Below are 14,615 nucleotides of genomic sequence, written 5' to 3'. Positions count from 1 at the left end.
CAAAGTATAGTAGGCCCGTGAGCGGCACGCGAGTGAGCACGGAGGCCGTCGTGCTCCGCTCCATGCGGTACGGCGAGGCGGACCGCATCCTCCACGCGATCACGCCCGAGCACGGCCGGATCGGCGCCGTCGCCCGCGGGGCGCGTCGGCCGAAGAGCAAGCTCGGCGGGCGCCTCGAGCCGCTGTCGGTGGTGCGTCTCGAGCTGATCCGCGGTCGCAGCGACCTGCACACCGTCGTCGGCGCCGACACGGTCGTGGTGCACCACCGGATCCTCACGAGCCACGCGGCGCTGACGCACGCCCAGCGCGCCTGCCACGTGGTGGACCGCACCGCGGCGCCCGACGAGCCGGCGGAGCGGGTCCACGGCCTCGTCCGCACGCTCCTGGCCCTGCTGGACGCCCGCCCCGACGAGGCGCACGAGGGGCTGCAGCAGGCGTTCCGGCTGAAGCTCCTCTACGCGCTCGGGGTCCCGCCCGCGCTCGGTGCGTGCGTGCACTGCGGCCGTGCCGAGCACCTCGTCGGCTTCGACGCGGCCGGTGGCGGCGTCGTCTGCGCGAGCCACCAGGCGGGCGCCCCGGGCATCGCCGCGGAGTCGCTGTCGTTCATGGTCGACGCCCTCGGCGCCCCGCTGTCGGCCGCGCCCCGGCTCGGTGAGCGTCCGTCCCGCCAGGTGGCGCGGGCGTTCGAGGGCATCGCGATGCACCACCTCGGCGTCGACCTGCGGGCCCGCGACGACTGACGACGGTCCGGCGCTCCGGGTGCCGACCGAGGGGCCGCGGAGCCCGCCCCGACCGACCGCCGGCGCGCCTCGGGACGGCGCTCCGCGTGGCGACGCGGGCCGACATCGTGTCGTCCCCGGCTCCGGGACCCCGGGGTGCGATCATGGGGACCGATGTCCGCCGTCGCCCCCACCTCGAGCCTCGGCGACCCGCACGCCCGGCGCCGCGCGTTCGAGGACGCGTTCCTCGCGCCCGCCGCGGCCCGCACCTGGCCGACGGGGCGCGCCGCCGACGAGCAGGACGACCCGCTGCGCACGCCGCTGCAGCGCGACCGCGACCGCGTCGTCCACTCCAAGGCGTTCCGGCGGCTCAAGCACAAGACCCAGGTGTTCCTGGCGCCGGAGGGCGACCACTACCGCACGCGGCTGACCCACACGCTCGAGGTCACCGGCATCGCCCGCACGGTCGCCCGCGCGCTGGAGCTCAACGAGGACCTCGTCGAGGCCGTCGGCCTGGCGCACGACCTGGGCCACGCCCCGTTCGGGCACATCGGCGAGGACGCGCTGGACGCGTGCCTGAAGCCCCACGGCCGGCGGTTCCGGCACTGGGAGCACTCCGTCCGGATCATCACGACGCTCGAGGACGCGCCCAGCACGGTGCGCGAGGTCGGCGGCCGGGCGCTGAACCTCTGCGCGGACGTCGTCGACGGCGTCGCGGGGCACTCGGGCCGGTCGCCGATGCCGCGCACGCTCGAGGGACGGATCGTCCGCATCGTCGACCGCATCGCCTACCTCAACCACGACATCGACGACGCGATCCGCGCAGGCGTGCTGCGCGAGCGCGACCTGCCCGCCGGCCCGATCGGCGAGCTGGGACCGACGCCCTCGCGGCGCATCGACCGGCTCGTGCAGGACCTCGTCGAGACCTCGCGCGCGGCGGGCGACATCGCCCAGGGCGACGCGGCCGGCGAGGCGATGGACGCCCTGCGCACCTGGATGTTCGAGCACGTCTACCTGGCACCCGCGGCGCAGGCCGAGCACCGTCGCGCCCACGAGCTCGTCCGGCGGCTCTTCGACCACCACCTCGAGACGTCCGCCGACGACGACGGCGAGGCACCGCCCGCCGCCCGGCTGCCCATAGGCCCGGCCGACGGCGGGTGGGACCAGTACCACGTGCAGCGCGAGGCGGATCCCGACGCGGACGCCCTGCAGCGCGCGACGGACTGGGTCGCCGGCATGACCGACCGCTACGCGCTGCGCGCGTACGCGGACCTCGTGATCCCCCGCGTGCACGCGGGGTAGGGCGGCACCCGGTGGCGCGCATCGCCGAGGAGGACATCGACCGCGTCCGCGACGCCACCGACTTCGCGGCGCTCGTGGAGCAGCGCTGCGAGCTGCAGCGGGCCGGGGTGGGCAGCTACATGTGCCTCTGTCCCTTCCACGACGAGCGCACGCCGTCCATGTCGATCAAGCCGGACGACAAGCTCTTCCACTGCTTCGGCTGCGGTGAGGGCGGCAACGTCTTCAAGTGGGTCGAGCTCACCGAGGGCGTCGACTTCGCCGGCGCGGTCGAGCTGCTGGCCGACCGTGCGGGGATCCAGCTCAAGACGCCCGAGGAGGACCCCGAGACGGCCGCCCGGCGCGCGAGGGAGAAGCGGCTGCTCGAGCTGCTGGACCGCACGTCGCGCTACTACGAGCGGCAGCTCTGGGAGTCGCAGGAGGGCGCGGACGCCCGCCGCGAGCTGCAGCGCCGCGGGCTGGACCCGGACCTGCTGCGGGCGTTCCGGGTCGGCTACTCGCCGCGACGGGGCAACCCGGTCCTGCAGGGCTCGCTCGCGGCCGGCTACGCGGTCGACGAGCTCCTGGCCGCCGGCGCCGTGCAGCGCGGCCGCGACGGACGGGACGACCTCTACGACCGCTTCCGCCGGCGGATCATGTTCCCCCTGTCGGACCGCCGCGGGCGCATCCTGGGGTTCGGCGGTCGGGCCCTGGACCCGGAGCAGAAGCCGAAGTACATCAACTCGTCCGACGGGGTCGTCTACCGCAAGGGCCGCCACCTCTTCGCGGCGCACATCGCCCGCAAGCAGGCCGCCCGCACGGGGGAGGTCATCCTCTGCGAGGGCTACACCGACGTCATCGCGCTGCACCAGGCGGGCCTGACCAACGCGGTCGGCCTGATGGGCACCGCGCTGACGCCCGAGCAGATCGTCGCGCTCGGCAAGCTGGCACCGTCGGTGATCCTGGCGCTCGACGCGGACCGGGCCGGGCGCGAGGCGATGCTCCGGGCCGCGCAGCTCGCCGCGGGCTCCGGGCTCAAGCTGCGCGTGGTCCTGGTGCCCGACGGGATGGACCCCGCGGACCTGCTGCTCAAGCGCGGCCCCGAGGCGCTGACCCGGGCGTTCGCCGAGCCGATGGCGCTCGGCCGCTTCCACGTCGGGCACGTCCTCGACCAGTCCGACCTGAGCACGTCGGAGGGCAAGGACCGCGCGATCGAACAGCTGCGGCCGGTCTTCGCCCAGCAGCCCCCCGGGGTCCTGCACATGGAGCTGATGCAGCACGCGGCCGGTCGCCTGCGTCTGGACCCCACGGCCCTTCAGGCCTTCCTGGACAACGCGGCGCCGGCACCACCGACGCGGACGGACGCCCGCCGCCCCGGCGGGGCGCCCGGCGGTGCGGCCCGGGGCGGGCGGCCGAACGGTGGGGCCCCCGGCGACCAGGCCGGGCGACCGGGCGGCGGCGGACGGTCGGACCAGGGCGGCCGACCGGGCTCCGGCGGATCCGGCGGATCGTGGTCCGCGGGCCCTCCGCGGCCCCAGGTCCCGGCCCCGAGGCCGGTGCGGCCGGCCGTCGGCGGGTCGGACGCCGTCGCCCGGGCCGAGCTGTCGTTCCTGGCGGAGTGCTGGGCGGCCGGCCCCGAGGCCGCGGGGCTGCTCGACGACCACCGCATCGACACGCAGATGGGCCGCGACGTCCACCGCAGCACGGCGGTCGCGCTGCGCGAGGCCCTGCGCTCCGGCGCGGACCGGCCGAGCTCGCCGGACGACTCCACCCGGCGGATGCTCGACCTCGTCCTCGACAAGGCCCGGGCCGTCGAGCACCCGTCGACCGCGGCCGCCGAGCTGCGGGGTCTGGAGCTCGAGCTGAGCGTCGTCCGCGAGCAGCTGCGCTCCGGACGCACCCTGCAGGAGGGCGGCAACCCCAGCCACCTCGTCCTGCGTCGCATGGAGCTCGAGAAGCGGATCGACGTCGGTGCCGGCGAGATCTGGAAGGGTCCGCGCCGCACGGCGTGAGCGGGTTGCCGGACCGGCGTCCCGTGCGCCACACTGTCGGGAGTGATGACCGGCACACAGCCACGGCCGCACGCATGACCGCCTGGGGCGACATCATCGAGAGCGCGGCGCGGTTCGAGCCCGTGGCGCAGGAGCACGGCCTGCACCTGGTGACGAACCTGCGGCCCGGCGTCGGCGAGGGTCGCCCACGTCTGCAGGTCGAGGTCCACAACGTCGCCCTCGAGCTGCAGATGCTCCACGTCGTGCCGGTCGCGGACGGCGCCGCGTGGATCGACGCGCTCGGCAGCCTGCTCGACGTGCCCACGGAGGAGCTGCCGCACCCCGACCGGTGGGCGCCGATCACCGACGAGTACCTCGAGCACCGCCTGGCGCTCGAGGACCTGCCGCTCGTCGAGGACCCCCGCGGGGGCTGAGAGCGGTCCGCGTCCGCGGCCCCGGTGTCAGTACCAGACGAAGCGGAACCGCTGGCCGGAGCAGTACCGGCGCAGCTTCAGCCCCTGGACGGATCCAGCGCCGCGGTTCTGCCGTGCGTCGACGTAGGCGACGTCCGCGTCGACGGTTGCGCGGGCGGCGGCGGGCGGGTACTCGTCGCGGTCCTCGCCCGGCCGCGTGGGCACGCCGGCCAGCAGCCGGGAGCGTCGCCGCGACGCGCCTTCGCGCCGGAGCGTCAGCACGCGCGGCCGGCCGGCAGCGATCGCCCGGTCCCAGTGCTCGCGGACGAGCGGGTACCTCGTGCTCGACAGCCCGACGTCGACGACGCGGTCGGTCCGCCGGCACCCCACGGGGTCCGCCGCGGTGCGGGTCGAGGGCCGGGAGCCGGTGTCCGCCTCCATGCGGGTCGCAGGACCGGGGCCCGCGGGGCCGCCCGCCACGAGCACGACCAGCGCGACCACGGCGGCCAGCAGCAGCGCGAGCAGGGGGCGGAGGGCGCGGGGCACGCCGGGCAGGGTAGAGCCGGGGTCGGCGGGACCCCGGCCGGCAGACCCCGGCCGCGGCGTCGGCCTCGATGCGGGTCCGTCGCGGGCCCAGGGGCGTGCCGTCGCCGGGGAGCGGTGCGTGGCCCCGGAGCCCGGATGCGCACGCGGGGCGGGTCCCGCGGTCCGCAGATTGTCCGCCTGTCCAGGGGTTCCCGCCGATCGGCCCGGCAGACTCCCGATCGAGTCCTCCGACCTGCGTGCCACGGGGTGCGCCGGCGGTCCGGACGACCTGCGACGAGAGGGAACCGACCGCCGATGACCACCACCATCGCCGCACTCACCGACGACCACTGTCGCGCCCTCGCGATGGTGGCCGAGCGGCCACGCCGGCACGACCGCCTCGTCGTCGACCTGTCGGACGACCTGTCCGGCGCCGACGCTCCCGGCCGCGGCTCCGAGGCCCTGACCTGGCTCGACGCCCACGGCCTGGCCAGTGGTCCGTCGTCGGATCTCGGGGTCTGGCAGCTGACGAGCCAGGGACGGGCGATGCTCGGCCAGGTCCAGTCGCGCGTCGGCGGCCAGTAGCGCCGTCGGCGGCGGCCGAGGTCCCGGAAGGCGCCCGCGGCGCTCCCCGGCCTCCCCGACCGTCGATCGGCACCCGGCCGTCGGTCGACTCCCGACCGTCGATCGGGAGTCGACCGACGGTCTGCACCGCGGGCGGCGGGGACGCCTCCGCGGCCCGGGGCCTCAGGTCCCGCGCAGCTGCTCGTCCGTCGCGTCGTCGGTGCGGCCGCCGTAGTGGCGGTGCAGGACGTCCGAGAACCGCTCCTCGTCCGGCGCGGCGCGTAGGAACAGGGTCATCGAGGAGCGCAGCTTGAGCGCATCGATCCCGCCGAGGACCTCCTCGGCCGACGCCCCGGTGACGGCCAGCAGCGCGTCGACGCTCTCGCGCAGTCGCGGTCCGAGCACCGGGTGGCGCAGGTAGGCGCGGGCCTCCTCCAGCCCTGAGATCGCGAAGCGCCGTGCGGTCGGGCTGCTGCCCAGGCCTGCGACCTGCGGGAAGACGAACCACATCCAGTGGCTGGTCTTGCGCCCGCGCGACAGCTCGGCCACCGCCGCGCCGTAGGTGTCGCCGGCGTCCTGCGCCTCGACGAAGCGCTCGAGGTCGAAGGGATCGGTGTCGGTGCTCATGGATCCACGGTGTCCGGTGCGGGCCGGGGCGAAACACCAGGTCGCGCTACCGTGCGCCGTCGCAGTGCGTCGCCCATCGTCCAGATCGTCCTCCGTCCCCGGTCGCCCGGGGCCCCGCGTCGCGGTCGCCGGCGCGGCGATCGTCCTGGTCCTCGTCGCCGTCGTCCTGCTGTCGGGCACCGGTGGGTCGGGGGGAGGGGACGCACGGGCGGACGCCTGTCGCGCGCTCCAGGGCGACCTGCGCCCGGATGCCGGGGGCGCCCGGTGCGACGTGCCGCGCACCGCCTTCACGACCGAGCGGGTGCGGCTGCGACCCGACGGGACGGTCGACCCCGCCGACGCCCGGGTGCGGCGGGCGGCCTGCGCCCGCGACGCCCGCTCGGCGCGGGACCGGGCGGTCGCCGCGGCCCGGACCCGGACCGTCGGCGCCTACGCCTCCTACCGGTGGGCGACTCCCGGGGTCTGTCGGGCATCGCGGGCGACGCTGCCGGCGGCGACGGCCGCCGGAGAGCGTGCGACGCGCCTGCTCGAGCAGGCGGACCGTGCACAGGCCGTCGACCCCGCCGCCGCGCTGCGGCTCGCCCGCCGCGCGGACGCCGTGATGAGCAGCACCCGCTCGCGCGCCGCGATCGCGCGGGCCCGGGCCGCCCTGGAGCCGTCCGAGCCCCGCCCGTCGACCCAGCTCGTCTCGCCGAACGAGTACCTCGGCATCGACTGCGCGTCGATCGGCCGGGAGTTCCGCGTGGCCCCGGGCTCGGACCCGGCGCACGACCCGGACGGGGACGGTCGGGCCTGCGAGGGGGAGTGACACCTGCGTCGGGCCGGCAACGAACGTTGAGACTTCGTGGCGAACAGTGCCGATCCGGGTACGTTCGGCGCCGTGTCCCGCGTGCGCCTCTTCCGACTACTCCTCGCCGCGCTGGCGGCGCTCGCGCTCGCGGTCGGCGGGCTGCCCCACGGCACGGAGCCGGCCCAGGCGGCCACCTGCGCGCAGTTCGCGACCCAGGCGGCCGCCCAGGCCGCGGCGAACACCCGGGACGGCGACGGCGACGGCATCTACTGCGAGAGCCTCCCGTGCCCGTGCGCCGGACCGGCCGCCCCGGCTCCCGCGCCGAGCGAGCCCGCGCAGCCACCCGCACCCGCGCCGCAGCCGGCCCCTGCTTCGCCGACCACTCCGACACCCACACCCGACCCGACCCCGACGGTGGTGCCCGGCTCGGCCGACCCGGCGGGGTGCACGGTCGTCGGCCGCGTCGTCGACGTCGGCCTGTCGAGGACGAAGTACCCGGCCGTCCGCAAGCACTGGGAGCGGGCCATCCGGAAGGGGTATCCCCGGGTCCTGACGATCAACCGGGCGGGTGCGTCGGGCCGGCGGTCCAGGCTCCTGTCGGCGTACGCGACGGCCCCGGGCCGGGACCGCGACGAGTACCCCATGGCGATGGCCCGGACCACGGTCAGGGCGGACGTCGCCCTCGTCGACAGCTCCCAGAACCGCGGCGCGGGCGCTGTCCAGGGGATCAAGCTCCGCCGGTACTGCTCCGGCCAGCGCTTCAGGATCGTCTGGTACTGACCGCCTCGCCTTCGGGCGGGAGGCCCAGAACGACAGAAGCCCAGCGGCGGCTGGGCTTCCTTCAGGCTCCGGGGGCGGGACTCGAACCCGCAACCCTTCGATTAACAGTCGAATGCTCTGCCATTGAGCTACCCCGGAACGCGACGGGGATGGTACGCGATCCGCCGGGCGCGCGGCGTGCCGCGGCCGAGGTCCGCCGCGAGCGCCCGGTCAGCCCTTGCCGCGTGCCGCCAGGGCCTCGACCAGCGGGGCACCGCGATCGGTGCCGTCGCCCGCCGCCACCCACGCGGCGATCTCGGCGGCGCGGGCCGCGTAGGAGGGGTCCGAGACCGCCTGGAGGACGGCCGTGCGCAGCGCCCGCGCCCCGGCGAGCCGTCGCGGCAGGCGGATGCCGGCGCCGGACCAGGCCAGGCGGGCCGCGTTCTCGTACATGTCGCCCGTGGCCGGGACGGCGATCACCGGCTTGCCGGCCGACAGGGCCCGCAGCAGGGTGCCGTGGCCGGCGTGGCAGACGACCACGTCCGCCAGGGGCATCGTGCGGCCGTAGGAGACCCAGGGCACCAGCAGGGCGTTGTCGGGGACCTCCATCGGGCCCAGCCGCTCGATCTCGGCCTCGCTGACCCGGTTCTGGGCGGCGAGCACCCGCACGGGCGCGTCGGCCAGGCCCCGCAGCGCGGCGCGCAGCAGCGTCCCGTCGGGGTCCTGCGAGGTCGACGGCGCGACGAGGACGAGCGGCCCGTCGCCCTCCGGCAGCGGGACGTCGTCGGCCGGGGGCTCCCACACGAACGGCCCGACCGTGTGGGTGTTCGACAGCGGCGTCGGGCGCGGGTAGGCGAGGTGCGGGACCGAGCCGATCAGGACGAGATCGCGGCTCATCCCGCCGTGGTGGTGCTCCAGGGCCGGCAGACCGACCTGCTCGCGGACCTCGTTGAGCTCGTCGCGCCCGTGGTCCAGCGCGCGGTCCACGAGCCGGCCCATCCGCCGCCATCCGGCGCGGCCCAGACGCGTGCGGGCGATCCGCGCGCCGCTGGCGAACGGCGGCCAGCCGACCTCCGTCCGCGGGTCGACGTGGGGGACGAGGGTCGCCACGGGCACGCCCCGCAGCTCGGCCGCCAGGGCGGGACCGAGGGTCAGGATGTCGGCCACCACGACGTCCGGGGCGAACGCGTCGACCAGGGGCAGCGTGTCGAGGGTGGCGCGCTGCGCGGCCTCGTACGGGGTCAGCGGCTCCTGCCCGAGCTGCGGGAACACCGGGTATTCGGGGGCGGCCTCGAACCGCAGCCCGGCGGCCTCGACGTCGACCTTCCAGCGCAGCCAGGTCTGCACGCAGACCTCGTGGCCGCGCTCGGCCAGCCGCCGGCCGAGCGCCATCACGGGGAAGGCGTGGCCGGGGTCGCCGAACGCGCCCAGCAGGATGCGACGCCGGACGATCACGCGGGCCCCTCCGCGTGCACCCTGCCGCGGGGGACGCCCACCGCGGCGGGGCGCCCCGTGCCCCCGGTGCTCAGATCGCCTCGGCGGCGGCGGCCAGCTCGCGCAGCTGTGCGATGCGGCCGTCGCGGGTCGTCGTGGCGGGGGTGACGACGATCGTGTCGACGCCCGCCTGCTCGAAGACCCGCAGGCGCTCCGTGACCTCGTCCCGGGTGCCGAACAGGTTCAGGCCGCGCAGCAGGTCCTGCGGGACCGCCTGCATCGCCTCGAGCTTCTTGCCCTCGAGGTAGAGGTCCTGGATCTCCTTCGCCGCGTCCTCGAAGCCGTAGCGGGAGACGGCGGCGTTGTAGAAGTTCTTCTCGCGCGAGCCCATGCCGCCGACGTAGAGGGCGGCCATCCCGCGCATCATGCCCTCGGCCGCGCCGTCGGGGTCCTCGCCGATGTGGAGCGTCGTGGAGGGACAGACCTTGACGTCGGAGCGCTGCCGGCCGGCCTTCTCGACGCCCTCCCACAGCGACTCGAGCGCGGTGTCGGCGTGCTCGGGGGAGAACATCATCGGCAGCAGGCCGTCGCCGATCTCGCCGACCAGCCGGGTGTTGTTCGGGCCGATCGCCGCGATGTAGATCGGGATCTCGTCCTGCACGGGCGTGATGGTGAGCTTCAGCGCCTTGCCGGGGCCGTCGGGGAGCGGCAGGTCGATCGTCTCGCCGTGGTACTCGAGGCGCTCGCGGCGCAGGGCCTGACGGACGACCTCGACGTACTCGCGGGTCCGCTTGAGCTGCTTGCCGAAGCGCTGACCGTGCCAGCCCTCGGCGACCTGCGGGCCCGACGTGCCGAGGCCGAGGATGAACCGGCCCTCGGTCAGGTTGTCGAGCGTCGCGGCCGTCATCGCGGTCATCGCGGCGGACCGGGCGGGCATCTGCATGATCGCCGAGCCGATCTTGATCGTCGACGTCTGGCCGGCGATCCACCCGAGGATCGAGACGCTGTCGGAGCCGTAGGCCTCGGCCGCGAAGACCGAGTCGTAGCCGAGCCGCTCGGCCTCCTGCACGATGGCCAGCTGGTCGGCGCCGGTGAGGCCGAGGCCCCAGTAGCCGAGTTGGATCCCGAGCTTCATCTGCAATCTCCCGTTCAGCAGGGCGTACGCCGTTGCTTCTGATGGACGTCCGTCCTACCTTGGATCGGCCGCCGCGGTCCCGTCGCACTCTATTCGAGGGGACCCGCATGATCCGAAGCCGAGGAACACCCCCCGTCATGTCCCGCAACACCCTGATCCAGGACCTTCGCCACACCATCGACTGCATGCCGATGCACACGCGCGTCGCGATGCTCCAGGGCGTCCGCGAGGACACGATCATCGTCGGCGCGTACACCGACAGCGACGGTGGGGTCTGCCCGATGCTCTCGGCGCACCGGCGCGGCGGCCGCACGACCTTCATCCAGTTCGCCCGCACGTGGGACCGCTTCACCAAGGCGCCGAAGGGCAGGTCGCGCCCGGCGAAGGAGCGCGAGCTGCAGATCCTCACCCGCCACCTCGAGGCGTCGATCGAGGCGGAGTCCGAGCTGATCACCGCCACCGAGATGGGCTCGGCGATCGCCGAGCACCGCGTCCTGGTGGAGCGGCGCGAGGTCGAGGAGCAGGCGAGCGCCAAGCGGGCCCGTCGCCGCGAGCGCACCGCCGTGGCCGCGAGCCCGAACCGGATCCCGTCCTGGATGCGCCCCATGGGCTCGATCGAGGAGTACGAGCGTGCCATGGAGGAGGTCGGCCGCCAGAAGGTGCGCCTCGGCCTCGTCGGCGACACCGCCGGCCCGGTCGACGAGCAGACCGCGCCCGCCGAGGAGCGGCGCGGGACCTTCATCGCGGGCTGACCCCCGCGCACACCCGGGTGGCCCGACGGCCCGCGCCCTGCGCGGGCCGTTCGCGTCCCCGGGGCCCTCGCGGCCGGCGGGCCGAGAGCCGGCGGCCGTCCGGGTGGCGGCCGGTCCGCGGGGGCGAGCGCCGACGCGCCCGACTAGGGTGCCGGGCCGGGACGTGACCGGGGCATCCGCCGCGCCCGCACCCTCGATCGACATGGCCGGCTACCTCGCACTCGCCCAGCTCGCCCGCACGGCGAACGACCGGATGCGCGCCGCCCGCGAGCTCGAGGCCCGCTGGCAGGCCCTGCCGCCGGACGAGCAGGAGGAGGCCCGCGCGGAGTGGGTCACCCTGAAGGCCGCGCTCCGCGACGTCAGCGCGCGGATGACCGCCGGACCGCGTGGCTTCGCCAAGGGCTTCCGCGCCGGCCTCCGCGGCGAGGACGTCGAGCAGCCCGCCGACGCCCGCCCGCTGGCGGCCGTCGTGCGCGACCTGCACGCGGCGTCGACGGCGCTGAAGGCGAAGCTCGACGCGGTGGAGTGAGCCCGCCCCGCCGGGCGGGTACCTCGTGCTGATGGGCCGGGCGGGACTCGAACCCGCATCGGACGAATTATGAGTTCGCGGCTCTGACCATTGAGCTACCGGCCCGCGGCCCGGAGGCACGCGGGAGGAAGCCTGCCAGAGCCGGCGGACCGCGGTGGCGCCACACACTCAGCCACATAGTGGGAAGGAGTTCCGGTGCCCGCAACCAATCAGGTCATCGCCCATGAAGCGCACGGCCTCCTCTTCCACGACCGCACTCGCGCCGATCGTCGATCACCAGACGCTCACCGAGTACATCCAGTCCCGATTCGACGAGTTCTCCCGGTCGCAGAAGGACGTCGCGCAGTACATCGTCGACCATCTCGACGAGGTGGCGTTCCAGACCGCGGAGGAGCTTGCCCGGCGCGCGAACACGTCGAGCTCGACCGTCGTCCGGTTCAGCCAGGCGCTCGGGTTCCACGGCTTCCCGGACCTGCAGGACGCGGCCCGCGACGAGTACCGCCGCCGGGTCGAGGCCCGCGTCGGCGTCGCCGGGGGCACCGGTGAGGCCGAGCCGCTGTTCGGCCTGGACCAGAGCCCGGGGGAGGCGTCGATCGCCGCGGACCACCTGGCCGTCGAGGAGACCGCCCGGCGCGTCTCGCGCAGCGTCCTGGACGCCGCGGTCGAGGAGATCGGCAAGGCGGACCGCGTCATCATCGTCGCCGCCGACCAGGTCGCCTACTTCGGCACGTACTTCCGCCACCTGCTGATGCTCCTGGGCATCCCGACGGACATCGTCGCCAGCCACGCCCAGGAGGGCCGGGCCCGCCTCGCCCGCCTGGACGAGAACGCGGTCCTGATCGGCATCACCGCCGGCCGGGCGCACCCGCTCGTGGTCCGCTCGCTGCAGCTGGCCCGCCACCGCCGCGCCACGACGATCGCGATCACCGACGCGACGCTCTCCGAGGCCGCGAAGCTCGCGCAACACAGCCTCTTCTACTCCTCCAACAGCCCGTCGTTCGTGCGCTCGCACGTCGCCCTGCTCTCGCTCCTGCAGGCCATGGCCCAGGGCATCTACGCCAACGACGGTGCCCGCGCGGACCGGATCCGCGCCTACCGCCTGAAGTAGCCCCGGGACCCGGTCCCTCCTCCGCCCGCGACCCGGGCGGTTGCGGACGGATCGTCGTCACCCGTCCCGTCCACGCGCGACAGGACGACGAGGAGTCCGAACGCACGTTCCTGCGAGAATCGTGCCCATGCGCGACGAATCGACTCCACGGGTGAAGACCGGTCTCGCGGAGATGCTCCGCGGGGGCGTCATCATGGACGTGATCGACGCCGAGCAGGCGAAGATCGCCGAGGCCGCCGGCGCCACCGCCGTCATGGCGCTGGAGCGCGTCCCGTCGGACATCCGCCGCGACGGCGGCGTCGCCCGCATGAGCGACCCGCAGATGATCCGCGAGATCCAGGCCGCGGTCACCATCCCGGTCATGGCGAAGGCGCGCATCGGCCACTTCGCCGAGGCGCAGATCCTCGAGGCGCTCGAGGTCGACTACATCGACGAGTCCGAGGTCCTGACCCCGGCCGACGAGGCCAACCACATCGACAAGTGGGAGTTCGAGGTGCCGTTCGTCTGCGGCGCCACGAACCTGGGCGAGGCGCTGCGCCGCATCGCCGAGGGCGCGTGCATGATCCGCTCCAAGGGCGAGGCCGGCACCGGCGACGTCGTCGAGGCCGTCCGCCACATCCGCTCGATCCGCGGCGACATCAAGCGCCTCGCCGGCATGGACGGCGGCGAGCTCGCCACCGCGGCGAAGAACCACCAGGCCCCGCTCGAGCTCGTCCGCTGGGTCGCGGCCAACGGCAAGCTGCCGGTGCCGCTGTTCTCCGCCGGCGGCATCGCCACCCCCGCCGATGCCGCGCTGATGATGCAGCTCGGTGCGGAGTCGGTCTTCGTCGGCTCGGGCATCTTCAAGTCCGAGGACCCGCAGACCCGTGCGGAGCGCGTCGTGATGGCGACCACGCACTTCAACGACCCGGCCAAGGTCCTCGAGGCCTCCACCGGCCTCGGCCGCGCGATGGACAGCCTCGAGGCGCGCAAGCTGCCCGAGGACCAGCTCCTCGCCGGCCGCGGGTGGTAGCCCCGCTCGTCGGCATCCTCGCGCTGCAGGGCGGTGTGCTCGAGCACGCCGCCCACCTGCGCGCCCAGGGGGCGGAGGTCCGCGAGGTCCGCACGCCCGCCGGGCTCGAGGGCCTCGACGCCCTCGTGCTGCCGGGCGGGGAGTCGACCACGATGACGCTCGGCATCGCCCGCGAGGGCCTGGCCGACCCGCTGCGCGCCTTCGCCGCGTCGGGACGGCCGCTGATGGCCACCTGCGCGGGGCTCATCCTGCTGGACCGCACCCACCTCGACGTGCTGCCGATCGACTGCGAGCGCAACGCGTTCGGGCGGCAGATCCGCTCCTTCGAGGGCGACGTCGCCGTGGCCGGCATCGACGGGCCGCCGCACCACGGGGTCTTCATCCGCGCACCGAAGGTCGTGGCGCACGACGACGACGTCGAGGTCCTCGCCACGGTCGACGACGCCGTGGTGGGCGTCCGGCGCGGCAGCGTCGAGGGCTACGCCTTCCATCCCGAGCTGACCGACGACGGCCGGATCCACGCGGCGTTCGTCGCGCGGGTCCGGGCGTAGGACCTAGCGCAGCGGCGGGATCTCCGTCGGGTCCGCGGGGACCGTCGGGATCGTCGGCCGGGTGACCGGGGCGACGCTCTGCTCGTCCCGGCCGGCGAAGGCCCCGGCGGCGATCAGGGCGCCGATCAGGACGACGAGCAGCAGGACGGCGGGCACGCCGAGCTGGCGGACCAGGGGGACCTCGAGGGCGCGCCGCCCGACGCCGGTGATGCCGCCGTTCGCGACCGTCGCGGGCACCACCGTGGAGGCCGGACGGTCCTCGGTCGTGGCGGGCGGGCCGGGCGCGTCCTCGTCGCGGGCGCCGACCGACGGGCCGCGGTCGTGGTCGCCGTCCCTTGCGGTGCCGGCGCCCTCGTCGACGGCGTCGGCCGTGGTCGCGTCGCGGTCGGCGGGGGTGGCGGGCGCCGTGGTCGCCTCCCGGTCCGCGG

The 14,615-nt window shown here is 75.2% G+C and carries 16 protein-coding genes, 2 tRNA genes and 1 pseudogene; 12 read left to right on the top strand and 7 right to left on the bottom strand.

The window, feature by feature from the left end; genetic code table 11:
• Positions 1–17 precede the first annotated feature (17 nt).
• From recO to Q7T67_RS04505, 4 genes are all read left to right on the top strand, one after another.
• Positions 18–740 carry a DNA repair protein RecO gene (recO, locus tag Q7T67_RS04520; protein WP_304786433.1) on the top strand — a complete coding sequence of 241 codons (723 nt, stop codon included), beginning with the start codon at positions 18–20 and terminating at the stop codon, positions 738–740.
• Positions 741–893: 153 nt separating this feature from the next.
• On the top strand, positions 894–2,021 hold the full coding sequence (dgt, locus tag Q7T67_RS04515) for a dGTP triphosphohydrolase (protein WP_304786432.1): 1,128 nt from the start codon (positions 894–896) through the stop codon (positions 2,019–2,021).
• An 11-nt stretch (positions 2,022–2,032) separates the two neighbouring features.
• Positions 2,033–4,009, top strand: a complete 1,977-nt coding sequence (gene dnaG, locus Q7T67_RS04510) for a DNA primase (RefSeq protein WP_304786430.1) — start codon at positions 2,033–2,035, stop codon at positions 4,007–4,009.
• 74 nt (positions 4,010–4,083) lie between these two features.
• The gene (locus tag Q7T67_RS04505; RefSeq protein WP_304786428.1) at positions 4,084–4,422 is read left to right on the top strand and encodes a hypothetical protein; all 339 of its coding nucleotides are present in this window, start codon (positions 4,084–4,086) and stop codon (positions 4,420–4,422) included.
• A gap of 27 nt (positions 4,423–4,449) precedes the next feature.
• Here Q7T67_RS04505 and Q7T67_RS04500 read toward each other — a convergent pair whose 3' ends face one another.
• A complete protein-coding gene (locus Q7T67_RS04500) occupies positions 4,450–4,947 on the bottom strand; it encodes a NucA/NucB deoxyribonuclease domain-containing protein (protein ID WP_304786426.1) in 498 nt (165 codons plus the stop codon).
• Between the two features lie 294 nt (positions 4,948–5,241).
• Here Q7T67_RS04500 and Q7T67_RS04495 point away from each other — a divergent pair, with 294 nt between their 5' ends.
• Positions 5,242–5,511: a hypothetical protein gene (locus tag Q7T67_RS04495; RefSeq protein ID WP_304786424.1), complete on the top strand. Its 270-nt coding sequence runs from the start codon at positions 5,242–5,244 to the stop codon at positions 5,509–5,511.
• Between the two features lie 162 nt (positions 5,512–5,673).
• On the opposite strand, the gene Q7T67_RS04490 is transcribed toward Q7T67_RS04495, so the two are convergent.
• On the bottom strand, positions 5,674–6,117 hold the full coding sequence (locus Q7T67_RS04490) for a DUF1810 domain-containing protein (RefSeq protein ID WP_304786422.1): 444 nt from the start codon (positions 6,115–6,117) through the stop codon (positions 5,674–5,676).
• A 64-nt stretch (positions 6,118–6,181) separates the two neighbouring features.
• Between Q7T67_RS04490 and Q7T67_RS04485 the strand changes: the two genes are divergently transcribed.
• Both Q7T67_RS04485 and Q7T67_RS04480 read left to right on the top strand, forming a co-directional pair.
• On the top strand, positions 6,182–6,925 hold the full coding sequence (locus Q7T67_RS04485; protein WP_304786420.1) for a hypothetical protein: 744 nt from the start codon (positions 6,182–6,184) through the stop codon (positions 6,923–6,925).
• A 72-nt stretch (positions 6,926–6,997) separates the two neighbouring features.
• Positions 6,998–7,687, top strand: coding sequence for a hypothetical protein (locus tag Q7T67_RS04480; protein ID WP_304786418.1), 690 nt, complete (start codon positions 6,998–7,000; stop codon positions 7,685–7,687).
• 66 nt (positions 7,688–7,753) lie between these two features.
• Here Q7T67_RS04480 and Q7T67_RS04475 read toward each other — a convergent pair.
• The 3 genes from Q7T67_RS04475 to Q7T67_RS04465 all read right to left on the bottom strand — a co-directional run bounded on the left by Q7T67_RS04475 (position 7,754) and on the right by Q7T67_RS04465 (position 10,235).
• Positions 7,754–7,825, bottom strand: a tRNA-Asn gene (locus Q7T67_RS04475).
• Between the two features lie 72 nt (positions 7,826–7,897).
• The gene (locus tag Q7T67_RS04470) at positions 7,898–9,121 is read right to left on the bottom strand and encodes a glycosyltransferase (RefSeq protein ID WP_304786416.1); all 1,224 of its coding nucleotides are present in this window, start codon (positions 9,119–9,121) and stop codon (positions 7,898–7,900) included.
• A gap of 70 nt (positions 9,122–9,191) precedes the next feature.
• Positions 9,192–10,235, bottom strand: coding sequence for an LLM class F420-dependent oxidoreductase (locus Q7T67_RS04465; protein WP_304786414.1), 1,044 nt, complete (start codon positions 10,233–10,235; stop codon positions 9,192–9,194).
• Between the two features lie 137 nt (positions 10,236–10,372).
• On the opposite strand from Q7T67_RS04465, the gene Q7T67_RS04460 reads away from it, so the two are divergent.
• Both Q7T67_RS04460 and Q7T67_RS04455 read left to right on the top strand, forming a co-directional pair.
• Complete coding sequence (locus Q7T67_RS04460) at positions 10,373–10,987, top strand: hypothetical protein (protein ID WP_304786411.1); 615 nt, start codon at positions 10,373–10,375, stop codon at positions 10,985–10,987.
• A 163-nt stretch (positions 10,988–11,150) separates the two neighbouring features.
• Positions 11,151–11,516, top strand: a complete 366-nt coding sequence (locus tag Q7T67_RS04455; protein ID WP_304786409.1) for a hypothetical protein — start codon at positions 11,151–11,153, stop codon at positions 11,514–11,516.
• Positions 11,517–11,548: 32 nt separating this feature from the next.
• Here the strand turns inward: Q7T67_RS04455 and Q7T67_RS04450 are convergent.
• Positions 11,549–11,621 (bottom strand) — tRNA-Ile (locus tag Q7T67_RS04450).
• Positions 11,622–11,739: 118 nt separating this feature from the next.
• Between Q7T67_RS04450 and Q7T67_RS04445 the strand changes: the two genes are divergently transcribed.
• The 3 genes from Q7T67_RS04445 (at position 11,740) to pdxT (ending at position 14,187) form a co-directional block, all read left to right on the top strand.
• Positions 11,740–12,624, top strand: a complete 885-nt coding sequence (locus Q7T67_RS04445; protein ID WP_304786407.1) for a MurR/RpiR family transcriptional regulator — start codon at positions 11,740–11,742, stop codon at positions 12,622–12,624.
• A gap of 127 nt (positions 12,625–12,751) precedes the next feature.
• The gene (gene pdxS, locus Q7T67_RS04440; protein ID WP_304786405.1) at positions 12,752–13,636 is read left to right on the top strand and encodes a pyridoxal 5'-phosphate synthase lyase subunit PdxS; all 885 of its coding nucleotides are present in this window, start codon (positions 12,752–12,754) and stop codon (positions 13,634–13,636) included.
• The gene (pdxT, locus tag Q7T67_RS04435; RefSeq protein WP_304786403.1) at positions 13,630–14,187 is read left to right on the top strand and encodes a pyridoxal 5'-phosphate synthase glutaminase subunit PdxT; all 558 of its coding nucleotides are present in this window, start codon (positions 13,630–13,632) and stop codon (positions 14,185–14,187) included. Before pdxS ends, pdxT begins: the two co-directional genes overlap by 7 nt.
• Positions 14,188–14,190: 3 nt before the next feature.
• Here the strand turns inward: pdxT and Q7T67_RS04430 are convergent.
• Positions 14,191–14,615: pseudogene (locus tag Q7T67_RS04430) on the bottom strand (hypothetical protein); the annotation flags it as partial.

Origin of the sequence: Patulibacter sp., assembly GCF_030655195.1 — a bacterium.
Classification (GTDB): Bacteria; Actinomycetota; Thermoleophilia; order Solirubrobacterales; family Solirubrobacteraceae; genus Patulibacter.
This window is presented reverse-complemented; position numbering and strand designations above follow the sequence as displayed.